11 protein-coding genes and 1 pseudogene are annotated in these 12,795 nt (G+C 64.4%); 10 read left to right on the top strand and 2 right to left on the bottom strand.

The features are described 5' to 3' along the window. Positions 1-321: 321 nt before the first annotated feature. Positions 322-1,605 carry an MFS transporter gene (locus tag EN869_RS25220; protein WP_127228959.1) on the bottom strand — a complete coding sequence of 428 codons (1,284 nt, stop codon included), beginning with the start codon at positions 1,603-1,605 and terminating at the stop codon, positions 322-324. A 78-nt stretch (positions 1,606-1,683) separates the two neighbouring features. Here EN869_RS25220 and EN869_RS25215 point away from each other — a divergent pair, with 78 nt between their 5' ends. The 7 genes from EN869_RS25215 to EN869_RS25180 all read left to right on the top strand — a co-directional run bounded on the left by EN869_RS25215 (position 1,684) and on the right by EN869_RS25180 (position 10,138). After that, complete coding sequence (locus tag EN869_RS25215; protein ID WP_127228960.1) at positions 1,684-2,292, top strand: TetR/AcrR family transcriptional regulator; 609 nt, start codon at positions 1,684-1,686, stop codon at positions 2,290-2,292. 45 nt (positions 2,293-2,337) lie between these two features. Further along, complete coding sequence (locus EN869_RS25210) at positions 2,338-2,928, top strand: hypothetical protein (RefSeq protein ID WP_127228961.1); 591 nt, start codon at positions 2,338-2,340, stop codon at positions 2,926-2,928. A gap of 98 nt (positions 2,929-3,026) precedes the next feature. Next, a complete protein-coding gene (locus EN869_RS25205) occupies positions 3,027-5,090 on the top strand; it encodes a 3-hydroxyacyl-CoA dehydrogenase NAD-binding domain-containing protein (RefSeq protein WP_127228962.1) in 2,064 nt (687 codons plus the stop codon). A 332-nt stretch (positions 5,091-5,422) separates the two neighbouring features. Beyond that, a complete protein-coding gene (locus EN869_RS25195; protein ID WP_127228963.1) occupies positions 5,423-6,448 on the top strand; it encodes a BMP family protein in 1,026 nt (341 codons plus the stop codon). 173 nt (positions 6,449-6,621) lie between these two features. Further along, a complete protein-coding gene (locus EN869_RS25190) occupies positions 6,622-8,142 on the top strand; it encodes an ABC transporter ATP-binding protein (protein ID WP_127228964.1) in 1,521 nt (506 codons plus the stop codon). Beyond that, complete coding sequence (locus tag EN869_RS25185; RefSeq protein WP_127228965.1) at positions 8,142-9,197, top strand: ABC transporter permease; 1,056 nt, start codon at positions 8,142-8,144, stop codon at positions 9,195-9,197. The genes EN869_RS25190 and EN869_RS25185 overlap by 1 nt, the downstream gene beginning before the upstream one ends. Next, complete coding sequence (locus EN869_RS25180) at positions 9,194-10,138, top strand: ABC transporter permease (RefSeq protein ID WP_127228966.1); 945 nt, start codon at positions 9,194-9,196, stop codon at positions 10,136-10,138. The genes EN869_RS25185 and EN869_RS25180 overlap by 4 nt, the downstream gene beginning before the upstream one ends. Before the next feature lie 207 nt (positions 10,139-10,345). On the opposite strand, the pseudogene EN869_RS25175 reads toward EN869_RS25180, so the two are convergent. Continuing rightward, positions 10,346-11,111, bottom strand: a pseudogene (locus EN869_RS25175) (SDR family oxidoreductase). Positions 11,112-11,143: 32 nt separating this feature from the next. Between EN869_RS25175 and EN869_RS35680 the strand changes: the two are divergent. The 3 genes from EN869_RS35680 to EN869_RS35670 are packed head-to-tail and all read left to right on the top strand — an operon-like array spanning position 11,144 to position 12,698. Next, positions 11,144-12,022, top strand: a complete 879-nt coding sequence (locus EN869_RS35680; RefSeq protein ID WP_348630867.1) for a cache domain-containing protein — start codon at positions 11,144-11,146, stop codon at positions 12,020-12,022. Between the two features lie 5 nt (positions 12,023-12,027). Next, positions 12,028-12,315, top strand: coding sequence for an adenylate/guanylate cyclase domain-containing protein (locus EN869_RS35675; RefSeq protein ID WP_348630864.1), 288 nt, complete (start codon positions 12,028-12,030; stop codon positions 12,313-12,315). A 2-nt stretch (positions 12,316-12,317) separates the two neighbouring features. Further along, positions 12,318-12,698, top strand: a complete 381-nt coding sequence (locus EN869_RS35670; protein ID WP_348630865.1) for an adenylate/guanylate cyclase domain-containing protein — start codon at positions 12,318-12,320, stop codon at positions 12,696-12,698. The last annotated feature ends 97 nt before the right edge of the window (positions 12,699-12,795 follow it).

Below are 12,795 nucleotides of genomic sequence, written 5' to 3'. Positions count from 1 at the left end.
CTGCAAGCTTCTGGCCCAAAAATGCTTCCGCCAGGCTCAACTGACCAGTCTGCTTCACCGCCATTGCGATTCCCTCCGAGCTTCCGTCTCAGAGAATCACAACCAGCCAATTACGCAACAGGCCCACTGTGGGAGAAGGTGGATCGGCGCGCAGCGCCGAGACGGATGAGGGGTGCTCCAGCGGAGTGAGGCTGTTCCGGCTGAGTGAAGCGGCGCTGGTGTTCCAGCGAAACGGGACGCTGGCTTTCCCTGGAGCACCCCTCATCCGACCGAGCTTCGCTCGGCCACCTTCTCCCACAAGGGGAGAAGGGAAACGGCGCCTTAAGCGGCCTGCGGCTCCGGCTCGAATGCCGGCCTGCTCGTGTTGATCAGCAACGAGATACAGGCCGCCGCGATGCCCGTCATGCCGGCGATGAGGAAGGCCAGTTCGTAATTGCCCTGCAGCTCGCGCATCGTTCCGCCAAAGGCAGCGGCCGCCGCGGCGCCCACCTGGTGGCCGGCGACGATCCAGCCGAAGACGATCGGCCCGCTGCGGTCGCCGAAGGCTTCGTTGGCGAGCCTGAGCGTCGGCGGCACGGTGGCGATCCAGTCCAGCCCGTAGAGCACGGCGAAGATGATCAGGCTGGTTCCTGAAAAGCCGGAATAGGGCAGGTAGATCAGCGACAGGCCACGGATGGCATAATAGACGCCGAGCAGCTTGCGCGGATCGAAGCGGTCGGTAAGCCAGCCGGACAACGTCGTGCCGATCAGGTCGAAGATGCCCATCAGCGACAGCAGCCCGGCCGCTTGGACTTCGGGAATGCCCATGTCGCCGCAGAAGGCGATGAGATGGGTGCCGACCAGACCGTTGGTGGTGAAACCGCAGATGAAGAAGGTGGCGAACAGGTACCAGAACACCCGTGTGCCCGCGGCGCGCCGCAACGTGTTCAGCGTATGCGCCAGGAAATTGCCCTGCGATGCCGGCGATACCGGCGGCACATCGTCCGCATCGGCGCCGTAGCGGACCTGCCCGATCGAAGCCGGGCGCTCGGGCACCAGCAGGAAGACCAGCGGCACGAGAGCAGCGGTGGCGATCGCGATGGCTATGGCGACCGGCTTCCAGCCTCCCGACTCGGCCAGCGAGGCAAGCAGCGGCAGGAACACCAGCAGGCCGGTCGCGCTGGAGGCAGACATCAACCCCATCACCAGGCCGCGATTGGTTTTAAACCAGCGGTTGACGATTGTCGCGCCGAGCACGGTCGCGACCGCGCCCGAACCGACGCCAGAAAACACACCCCACGTGATCAGCAGATGCCACGGCTTGGTCATCAGCAGGCTGAGCGCGGTGGAGCCCGACATGATCATTAGCGCGGCAAGCAGCGTGCGGCGCAGCCCGATCCGCTCCATCAATGCCGCGGCGAAGGGTCCTGTCAGACCATAGAGGAAGATGCCGATCGCGGCAGCCAGCGAAACGATGTCGCGCCGCCAGCCGAAGCTCTCTTCCAGCGGCAGCATCATGACCGACGGCGCTGAACGAAGCCCTGCTGCGATCAAAAGACAAAGAAAGACGACGGCAACGACGACGAATGCGTAGCGCTGGCCAAATGGACGGGACTGAGCTATCATGTTACTGACCGGTACGTTGCAAAGGGATGACGCCATACATACGTACCGGTCAGTAACATTGTCAAGCGAGTTGTTTGCATGTCGTCGGACAAAAAAATTGAAACGCCGATCAACGAGGCCCCTGCCCCGAAGGCCGCGGACAAGATCCTCGACGTGGCGCGCGACCTTTTTTATCGCGAGGGCATCAGGGCGATCGGGGTCGACGAGATCGTCAGGCGTGCCGGCGTCACAAAACCCAGCCTCTATCGCACCTTCCCGTCCAAGGATGAGCTCGCTGCCTCATATCTGCGTAAATATGACCTGGAATTCTGGGAGCGATTCGACGAGGCCGTCGACGCGCATCCGGCCAATCCACGCGCGCAGGTCATCGCTTTCCTGACCCGCGTCGGCAAACGCACGCAGAAGCCGGATTACCGCGGCTGCGGCATGACCAATGCGGCGGTGGAATATCCCGAGCGCGGCCATCCCGCGCGGGTGGTGAGCGAGAATAACAAAGTGGAATTGCGCCGGCGCCTGCGCGCCATGGCCGCCGCGATGGGCGCGGCGGATTCCGATACGCTGGGCGATGGGCTGCTGCTCCTCATCGAAGGCGCCTATATCAGCGGCCAGCTTTTCGGCCAGGGCGGACCTGCGGCGTCGGTGGCCCGCAACGCCGACCTCCTGATCGAAGCCAGCTTGAAGAAATAGCAGACGGCGTTACGCTTTCGGCAACTCGAAACGGAGTTGCCGTTGATGCGTGCCCTTCTGATCCCGCTTGCCCTCACCGGTTTCTGCCAGGCGGTCCAGGCCGGCGAAATCTCCAGCGCCTACACCGATCTCGACTCCAAGAAGGACTGCGTGACCTATGCCCAGGCCGCGGAAGGCGACGGCGACTGGGCGGACCTCGTCTGCTCGGGCTATCGCGGCTACCCGGTGTTGATCGGCTACGATGATGCGCGTGAATCCGTCTATTACGGCTTTCCGTCCGACGACATGATTTCGGTCTGGGAGAGCTTCACCGCCTTCAACGGCTCCGGCCCGAAGGTGGAATGGCGCATCGAGACCAATGGCGACGTCGCCATCCCCTTCGCCGCCATCCATCGCCGGTCGGTCAGCAATCCCGAGGACGACAAGAAATCGACCGATGTGCTGGTCGTCGCCAAGGTCGCGCAACCGGAAGAGCGTCAGGGCTGCACCATCGGCCTGGTTTTGGCCACCGGCAACCCGCAGGCCAACGACCAGGCGCGCAAGCTCGCCGACGAGAAGGCCAAGACCTTCGTCTGCGGCAAGGACAAGCGCGAAGTGATCGGCGACGTGCCTACCTTCGGCCGGGTGGATAACTGATCGCCGGCGAACCATTGGGCCAATGCCGGATCGGGTTCCCATTCGCCGGCCGGCCTAGTAAACCCTTGCGCGATTGCAGCCGTCTCGGGAGGTTCCGCTTGTCCAGTTCTGTCAGCGTCGCGAACGAGAACGGCGTGGCGGTCGTCACCATCGACAACCCGCCGGTGAATGCGCTGAGCTTTCATGTCCGCAAGCCGCTTTACGAGGCGCTCACCGCTTTGCGCGACGATCCCGCCGCGCGGGCCATCGTTATCGCCTGTGCCGGAGGTACTTTCGTCGCTGGCGCCGACATCACCGAATTCGGCAAGCCGATCCAGCAGCCCGAACTGCGCGCCATCATCGCCTTGCTCGAAACCATTGCCAAACCGACGGTCGCCGCCATCCACGGCACGGCGCTGGGCGGCGGGCTGGAACTGGCGCTCGGCTGCCATTTTCGTGTCGCCGATCGCGGCGCCAAGCTCGGCCTGCCGGAAGTGAAGCTCGGCCTTTTGCCGGGCGGCGGCGGCACGGTGCACCTGCCGCGCTTGGTCGGCCCCGCGAAAGCGCTCGGCATGATCGTTTCCGGAACGCCGATTTCGGCAAGCGAGGCGAAAGCAGCGGGCCTTGCCGATGCGGTCGCCGATGGCGATCTGTTGGCGGAGGCGGTTCGTTTCGCCAAGGAAATGGCTGACCGAGGCGGTCCATTCGTGCCGGTCCGTGACCGTAACGACCGCCTCGGCGAAACCGACCTCGCCGCCTTCGGCGCCCAGGCGGCCGATCTGGCCAAAAAAGCCCGCGGGCTGGAAGCGCCAATCGCCTGCGCCGAGGCCGTGCGCAACGCGATCACCTTGCCGTTCGACGAGGCGCTGGCGGTCGAGCGGCAGCTTTTCCAAAAACTTGTTTCCGGCGACCAGTCGCGCGCGCAGCGGCACCTGTTCTTCGCCGAGCGCGAGGCGGCGAAGATTCCTGGCAAGGACCTGCAGAAGCGCCGGATTGAGCTCGTCGGCATCATCGGCGCCGGCACGATGGGTGGCGGTATCGCCATGGCCTTCGCCAATGGCGGTCTCCCGGTGACTTTGCTCGAGACAAACGAGGAGGCGCTGCAGCGCGGGCTGACGACGATCGAGAAGAACTATGCCGTCTCGGTCAACCGCGGTTCGTTGAGCGAAGAGGTGAAACGGCAGCGGCTGGGCCTGTTCAAGGCCAGCACCGACTATGCTGACCTTGCCGATTGCGACCTGATCATCGAAGCCGTGTTCGAGGACATGGCGGTGAAGAAAGAAGTGTTCGGCAAGCTCGACGCGATCGCCAAACCCGGCGCGATCCTCGCCACCAACACCTCTTATCTCGACGTCGACGCGATTGCCGCCTCGACGTCGCGGCCACAGGACGTGCTCGGCATGCATTTCTTTTCGCCGGCAAATGTCATGAAGCTTTTGGAGATCGTGCGCGCCGAAAAGACCGCGCCCGAGGTGCTGGCGACGGTCGCCGATCTCGCCCGGCGCATCGGCAAGGTGGCGGTTGTCGTCGGCGTCTGCCATGGCTTCGTCGGCAACCGCATGCTGTCCGCGCGAGGCGCCGAAAACGAAGCACTGCTGCTCGAAGGCGCGACGCCTAGCCAGGTCGACAAGACATTCACCGATTTCGGCTGGCCGATGGGGCCTTTCCAGATGGGCGACCTCGCCGGCCTCGACATAGGCTGGCGCAACCGCAAGGCGCGCGGCCAGACGGCGGTGATCGCCGATATGCTGTGCGAACAGGGTCATTTCGGCCAGAAGACCGGACGCGGCTGGTACCGCTATGAGAGCGGCGCGCGCGAGCCGATTGCCGATCCGGACGTCGAGGCGCTGATCCGCGCCAAGGCAGCGGAGCTTGGCATTGCCCGGCGTGACATCGGTGCCGACGAAATCATCGAGCGCACGCTTTATCCCCTGGTCAACGAAGGCGCGAAGATCCTCGAGGAAGGCATCGCTATGCGCGCTTCCGACATCGATGTCGTCTGGGTCAACGGCTACGGCTTCCCGATCGGCAAGGGCGGACCGATGTTCTGGGCCGGGTTCGAAGGGGCAGGCAAGATTGTCGAGCGGCTGGAGCATTGGCACGAGCGGACCGGCAGGGCGATTTTCGAGCCGGCGCCGGTGTTGAGAAGGTTTGCCGAGATAGGGGCGTGGGAGGCCCTGTAAGGGCTCAACGTCGCGTTCCTTCGCGCCCCCCTCTGGCCTGCCGGCCATCTCCCCCACGAGGGGGGAGATTGGATGTCGCGCCGGCTTTCGCCAATCACCAACGTTGCGGGATGGGCGCCGTCGACGCCGCTGCTGATCTCCCCCCTCGTGGGGGAGATGTCCAGCAGGACAGAGGGGGGCGCTGTCCCGCCAGCGCTTCGAGCTTGCACACGGAAAGCGACGCATCAAATTTGACCATGTGGACAAAACTCAACCACCGTTCCATAGTCCGGGGCGTCTGACATTTTTGGAACGGCCGGCTCGACACGGCTGTCTATCAGAGGGGCACTTCAATGGAAAACGACCGTAACAAAACGCAACGCACCGGCCTGTCGCGGCGCAACCTCCTGGAACTCGGCGCGCTCGGCCTCGCGGCCACCGTGCTGCCCGGCGCGGCCTTCGCCAAGGACAAGAAGCTGAAGGTGGCGGCGATCTTCGCCACGCCGATCGAGGAGCCGTGGGACAACCAGATCCATGTCGCGCTGCAGAAGGCCGAAAAGGAGCTGGGCATCGAATACAAATGGTCGGAAAAGGTGCAGACCGCCGACTTCAGCCGCGTGATGCGCGAATATGCGCAAGGGGGTTACCAGTTGGTGCTGGGCGACGCCTTCGCCGCCGAGCGTGAATCGCGAAAGACCGCCAAGCAATTCCCCAAGACGGCCTTCCTGTTCGGCTCCGGCGCCGGCCCGGCCGAGCCCAATTTCGGCGTCTTCGACAACTGGATCCATGAGCCGGCCTATCTCTCCGGCATGATCGCGGGAAAGATGTCGAAGTCGGGAACCGTGGGCGCGGTCGCCGCGATGGGCATTCCGGAAGTGAACCGGCTGGTCAACGCCTTCTTTGCCGGCGCCAAGGAGGTCAATCCGAACGTCAAGAAGAAGGTCGCCTTCATCGGCTCCTTCTTCGATCCGCCGAAGGCCAAGGAAGCCGCCGTGGCGCAGATCGATGCCGGCGTCGACGTCATCTATGCCGAGCGCTTCGGCGTCATCGAGGCGGCGGTCGAAAAGAAGATCCTTGCGATCTCCAACATGTCCGACCAGGCGAGCCTCGGGCCCGACACGGTGATCACCGGCCCGGTGTGGGACATGTATCCGACGGTCGAGCAGGCGATCAAGCTGGTCAAGGCCGGCGTCTTCACCGCGCAAGACTATGGCGACTTCTCGCGCATGGCCAAGGGCGGCTCCTATCTCGCCCCCTACCATAAGTTCGACAAGACGCTGCCGGCGGAAGTCAAGGACCTGGTCGAGAAGAAGAAGGCCGAGATCCTCGAAGGCAATTTCCGCGTCGATGTCGACGAGAACACGCCGGTTTCGGATTGATGCCGGCGTTCCCCTCCCCCTTGAGGGGAGGGTGGCCCGCAGGGCCGGGAGGGGTCGCCCGCGACGCGCTCCATCCCTTTTATCAACGTCGAGGCGGTTGAGGTGACCCCTCCCGCCTCGCTTCGCTCGGCACCTTCCCCTCAAGGGGGAGGGGTACCAGCGCAGGAGCACCCTTGTCCGCCCCACTCATCGAAATGCGCGGCATCACCAAGAGCTTCGGCGCCGTCAAGGCGAATGAGGCCGTCGACCTCAGCGTGGCGCCCGGCGAGATCCTCGGCTTGCTGGGCGAGAACGGCGCCGGCAAGACGACGCTGATGAACGTGCTGTTCGGCGCCTATGCGCCGGATGCCGGCGACATCCTGGTCGAAGGCAGGCCGGTCGCCATCCACAATTCGGCCGATGCGCTCGCCGCCGGCATCGGCATGGTGCACCAGCATTTTCACCTGGCGCCGCGCCTCACGGTGCTGGAAAACCTTCTGATCGGCATTCCAGGCAAATCCGGCCGCATCGATCGTGCCGGCGGCTTGGCTCGGCTGCAGGAGATCGGCCGCCAGCACGGCTTGAGCCTCGAACCGAACCTGCCGGTGTCGGCGCTGTCGGTCGGCGAGCAGCAGCGGCTGGAAATCATCAAGGCGCTGTTTCGCGGCGCGAAGCTACTGATTCTCGACGAGCCGACCGCTGTGCTGGCGCCGAGCGAGGTCGATGGGCTGTTCGCCGCCCTGCGCTCGATGGCGGCGCAAGGGCTAGGCATCATCTTCATCTCGCATAAGCTTAACGAGGTCAGGGCGCTCACCCATCGCTGCGTCGTGCTGCGCCATGGCAAGGTCGCCGGCCGCGTCGACCATCCGGCAAGCACCACATCGGCGGAAATGGCGAAGCTGATGTGCGGCCACGAAATCGTGCCGCCGACCAGGGAGGCGTCGACGCCCGGCGCCGCGGTGCTGACGCTGGACGGCATATCCACTTCCGGTCACGCCGGCACGCCGTTGCGCGATGTCTCGCTTTTCGTCCGCGCGGGCGAGATCCTCGGCATCGCCGGCGTCTCCGGCAACGGCCAGCGCGCGCTGGCCGACGTCATTTCGGGCATGCTGCCACCCAAGGCCGGCACCATGACGATAGCCGGCAAAACGGTTGCGCAATTCTCGCCCCGCGAGCTGCAGGCACTCGGCCTCGGCCGCATCCCAGAGGATCGGATGACCACCGGGCTTGTCACCAACCTGCCGCTCGCTGATTCGATGGTGCTGCCGCGCATCGGCACCGAGGCCTTCAGCCGCAAAGGACTGCTCAATCCGGCCGCGATCCGCGCCTTCGCCGAGGAGCAGATCAAGGCTTACGACATACGCTGCCCTGGCCCGATGGTCCGCGCCGGCGCGCTCTCCGGCGGCAATCTGCAGAAGGCGCTTTTGGCGCGAGAGCTCGCCTTCGACCCGAAGGTGCTGATCGTCTCGCAGCCGACGCGCGGCCTCGACATCGGTGCAGCCCGCTTCATCCACGAAAAATTTCTCGCCATGCGCGCCAGGGGCCGCGGCATCATCGTCATCGGCGAGGATCTCGAGGAATTGCTGATGCTCTGCGACCGTATCGCGGTGATGTATGAGGGCCGCATCGCCGGCACGCTTTCGAGCGCCGATGCCACCGTCGCGAGGCTCGGCCTGATGATGACCGGCGCTGGGCACACCGAGGAGGCGGCCTGATGTTTCGCCTCGAAGCCCGCTCCACGACACCGGCCTGGTTCAATCTCGCGCTGCCGCTCATCGCCATCGCCGCAACGCTCATCCTGTGCAGCGGCCTGATCGCCGTCGCTGGCGCCGGCGTGATCGAAGCCTATGGCGTGATGCTGTCGGCCTCGCTCGGCGACAGCTACGCCATCACCGAGACGCTGGTGCGCGCGGCGCCGATGATCTTCACCGGCCTAGCCGTGGCCGTCGCCTTCCGCGCCAAATTCTGGAACATCGGCGCCGAGGGCCAACTGCTCGCCGGCGCGGTGGCAAGCTGCTTCGTCGGCGCGATCCCGATGCCGGGCTATCTCGCCATGCTGTTGATGGCGCTTGTGGGCGCCGCCGCAGGCGCGCTCGTCGCGCTGGTGCCGGCGACGCTGCGGGTGAAATTCAAGGTCGACGATGTGGTCAGCTCGCTGCTCCTCAACTCAGTCATCTATTACGCGCTGATGGCGCTGATCGAAGGGCCATGGAAGGACACGTTCTCCGGCTACCCGATCTCGCCGCCGATCGAGGATTCGGCCAATTTCCCGGTGCTGATCGAAGGCACGCGGATGCATCTCGGCGTCGTCGTGGCGCTGATCGCGGCGCCGCTCTGCTGGTTCCTGATCGCGCGCACCACGCTCGGCTTTCGCATTCGCGTCACCGGCGAGAACCCGGAAGCGGCGCGTTATGGCGGCATCAATGTCCAGCGCGTGCTCATCTCCACCGCGTTGCTGTCCGGCGCGCTGGCGGGCTTGGCCGGCGTCGGCGAGGTCGGCGGCGTGCACTTCCAGGTGATGAGCGACATCTCGCCGGGCTATGGCTATTCCGGCATTGTCGTCGCCATGCTCGCCAGGCTCAACCCCCTCGGCGTGGTGCCGGCGGCGATCTTCCTCGCCGCCGTCATGACCGGCGCCGAGGCGATGTCGCGGGCGACCGGCGTGCCTGCTTTCCTGAGCGACGTCATCCAGGGCACGGCGCTGCTTGCCATGCTGGTGGCGCTGCTCTTCACTGCCTATCGCATCCGCCGCGTGGGAGCGCAGACATGAGCGCGGTGTTCGAGCAGATCTTCCAGGTCGGCTTCCTTGCCGCCATCATCCGCATCGCCACGCCGCTCGCTTTCGCGACGCTCGGCGAAATGTTTTCCGAGCGCGCCGGTGTGCTCAATCTCGGCATCGAAGGCATCATGCTGCTCTGCGCCATGGCCGGCTTCACCGCGGCGAGCCTCAGCGGCAGCCTGTGGCTCGGCGTGCTGGTGGCCGTGCTGGTCGGCGCGCTGATGGGCGCGCTGCATGCGCTGTTCACCGTTGCGCTGGGGTTGAGCCAGCATGTCTGCGGCATCGGCGTGACTTTGTTCTGCTCGGGCCTCGCCTATTTCCTCTACCGGCTGATCTTCGGCCAGCAATCGGTGCCGCCAAGCATCGACGGCTTCAAGCCGGTGCCGATCCCGCTGCTCACGGACATCCCGATCCTTGGACCGGCCGTGTTCAACCAGTTCACGCTGGTCTATCTCGCCATCATCGCCGTGCCGCTCGCCGCCTTCGTGCTCTACCGCACGCCCTGGGGGCTGTCGGTGCGCATGGTCGGCGAGAACCCGCGCGCGGCCGACTCCGCCGGCGTCAGCGTGATTGCCACGCGCTTCCAGGCGGTCATCCTCGGCGGCGCGCTGATGGGGCTCGCCGGCGCCTTCCTCACCATGGCGCAGTTCAACGCATTCACCTTCGGCGTCGTCTCCGGCCGCGGCTGGGTGGCGATCGCGCTGGTCGTGTTCGGCCGCTGGGATCCCTGGCGCTCGGCGGGTGCCGCGCTGCTCTTCGCCTTCGTCGATGCGCTGCAGCTCAGGATGCAGGCCAGCGGCCTTGGCCACATCCCCTATGAAGCGTTCCTGATGCTGCCCTTCATCTTCACCATCGTCGCCATGGCGTTCATGTCGCGCAACGCAGTCGCGCCGTCTGCGCTGCTGAAGCCGTTTCGGAGGGAGGAGCGGTAGGCGCGGATTTCCTTGGCCCCGCAAAGCGGGGGAGAGGTGGCCGCGAAGCGGCCCGAGAGGGGGCTGCGCCGACGGTCGAATGGTTGCTCTTTCGGCGCCGCGTTTGCGCCAAATTCTCAGCCGGTTCTGGCTTCACGCAGGGCGTCCCCTCTCCGTCTCGGCTTCGCCGAGCCACCTCTCCTCACTTTCGTGGGGCGAGGAAAAGCCTCAGATCGCCGTGAAAGCATTGTCCACGAACAGATGCGCGCCGTTGACAAAGCTCGATTCGTCGCTGGCCAGGAACAGCGCGGCCTTCGCCACCTCCTCCGGCTCGCCGATGCGGCCCTGCTGCGCGGCCATGGCGGCGTCCGAAACATCGACGCCGAGCTTGCCGAGGTCGGCCACTTCGCGCAACCCGTGCGGCGTGCGGATGAAGCCAGGGCAGACGGCGTTGCAGCGGATGTTGCGGTCACGGAATTCGACCGCGATGGCGCGGGCGAACATGTGGCAGGCGCCTTTTGTGGTGTCGTAGAGCACCTCGTTCGGCGTCGCCGCCACTGCCGAGATCGACGAAGTGCAGACGATCGAGCCGCCGCCCGCGGCAATCATGCCGGGCAGCACCGCGCGCGTCATCAAAAACATCGAGCGGACATTGACGGCATGCAGCCAGTCCCACTCCTGTAGCGTCGTCTCCAGGAATGGTTTGATGACGATCGTGCCAGCATGGTTGAACAGCACAGTGATCGGACCGAACTTATCCGTCGCCGCCCTCACCGCCGCTTCGACCTGCGCCTCGTCGGAAACGTCGCCACGAAATGCTCGGCGATATAGCTGCGTTCGCGGATCGCCGCGGCGGTCTTGCCGGCCGCCTCGCCATTGCGGTCGATGATCGCCACCTTGGCGCCTTCGGCGGCAAACAGCTCGAAGCCGCCCCGCCCATGCCCGTCGCGCCGCCCGAAACGATGGCGACCCTGCCCGCCAGCCTTCCACCCATTTCGTCTCCCTGGATCCCATGAGATTGTTTTGATGCTAGCGCGTCGGGCTGGGCATAGCCAAGCGCTTGAGCTCCGGCTTCTTGCCGTACGAGCGATGCACCAGGCCCCGGGAATCCTCAGCATCAGTATTGTTGACGGTGCTGGCGCGGAGCGGCTGCACATCTCTCGCATTGGCAAAAACAGGACAGAAAGCGGGGCTGATCGCTCAGGCGATCCCGCTGTCATGGGCGCCAAGACGGCGAAGGTCTGGTGCGGCCCAGTCATTTATCGTCCGGGTTCCGAACCCTCCATAACCATGGCAATGGCCAGTTACGACAATTTAGTTGTCGCGAACTCGGTCATCGCCGAAATCAGTCTGAAGCCTATCTGGTTCATCGTTTCCGAAATCCACGTGGGCCGCAGCGGCCAGGGATTTGTCATCGACCAGGCCGGCCACCTCATCGCTCACCCCGCGATCAACAAAGTGATGCAGAGCGCCGACGAGAAAGCAGCGTTGGCCCTGCGCGAATCACGGGACGCGATCGCTGCCGCAGGCGGCACCGCGATTGCAAGCCGCAACGCCGAGAATGAACGCGTTGTCATTGCTGGCGCGCCGGTTACCGCGGCCGGCTGGACGGTAATTGTCGAGCAGTCGCAGGCAGAGGCTTTTGCACCTCTATACGCTTCGTTGTGGCGGACCGGCGGGTTGTTGTTGCTCGCCACAGTCCTTGCCGCGGTGCTCGCATATTGGCTTGCCAGACGGATGAGCGGGCCTATCCTCCTGTTGGAGGACGGCGCTCTCAAGATCGGTGCTGGACAGTTCGATCACCGAATCAACATCTCCACTGAGACGAACTTGAGCGGCTGGCTGCTCGGTTCAACCAAATGGCGCAGGAACTTGCCACATAGCGGGACCGCGCGGAGCGACTGACACGGTTGAAGCGCTTCCTTGCACCACAGGTTGCGGAACTCGTAGAGAAAGCGCGAATGCTCGCTGGACAGCGCGCAGAAGTAGTCGCTGTGTTTTGCGACTTGCGTGGCTTTACTGCATTTTCAGCGCACGCCGAGCCTGAGAACCTCATGCAGGTCCTGCGTGAGTACTATGAGGCGCTCGGCGCGATCATCACCAAGTATGAAGCAACGCTCACTAGTTTTTCGACGGATGGATTGATGATTCTCGTCAACGCCCGGTTCCATGTGAAGGGCCGGCACTTCATGCCGTAAAAATGGCTGTCGAAATGCAGGATGCCACACAACAACTGATATCTGGGTGGTGGCAACGTGGTTATAAGATTGGCTTCGGCATGGGGCTCGCTATGGGGTGGGCAACGGTGGGTCGAATTGGCTATGGGGCCCGCGCTGACTACACCGCAATCGGCAATGTCGTGAACTTGGCATCGAGGCTGTGTTCGTCTGCTGAAGATCGGCAAATCCTTATCGATTCTTCCGTGGCACGCCATTTGCCTGGCAGCATGCCGATCATTGACCTCGGTACGCGCCAGTTCAAAGGCCTCGAAGGGCACGTTCGGGTCTACAACATCGAGACGCAAGAAAGCGAACGGCCGAATTTAGATTCTGCTGAGAATGACGCAAGGGAAAGGGGCTAGGCTCCTCTGCATCGATGGCCGCAATCGTCTTCCCTGCACCGGAAGCGGACTTACTGCTGTCGGCCCCCATCCCGGTCGTCGTGGGCCCAGCCTGATT

It is taken from the genome of Mesorhizobium sp. M2D.F.Ca.ET.226.01.1.1, assembly GCF_004022705.2.
Classification (GTDB): domain Bacteria; phylum Pseudomonadota; class Alphaproteobacteria; order Rhizobiales; family Rhizobiaceae; genus Mesorhizobium.
This window is presented reverse-complemented; position numbering and strand designations above follow the sequence as displayed.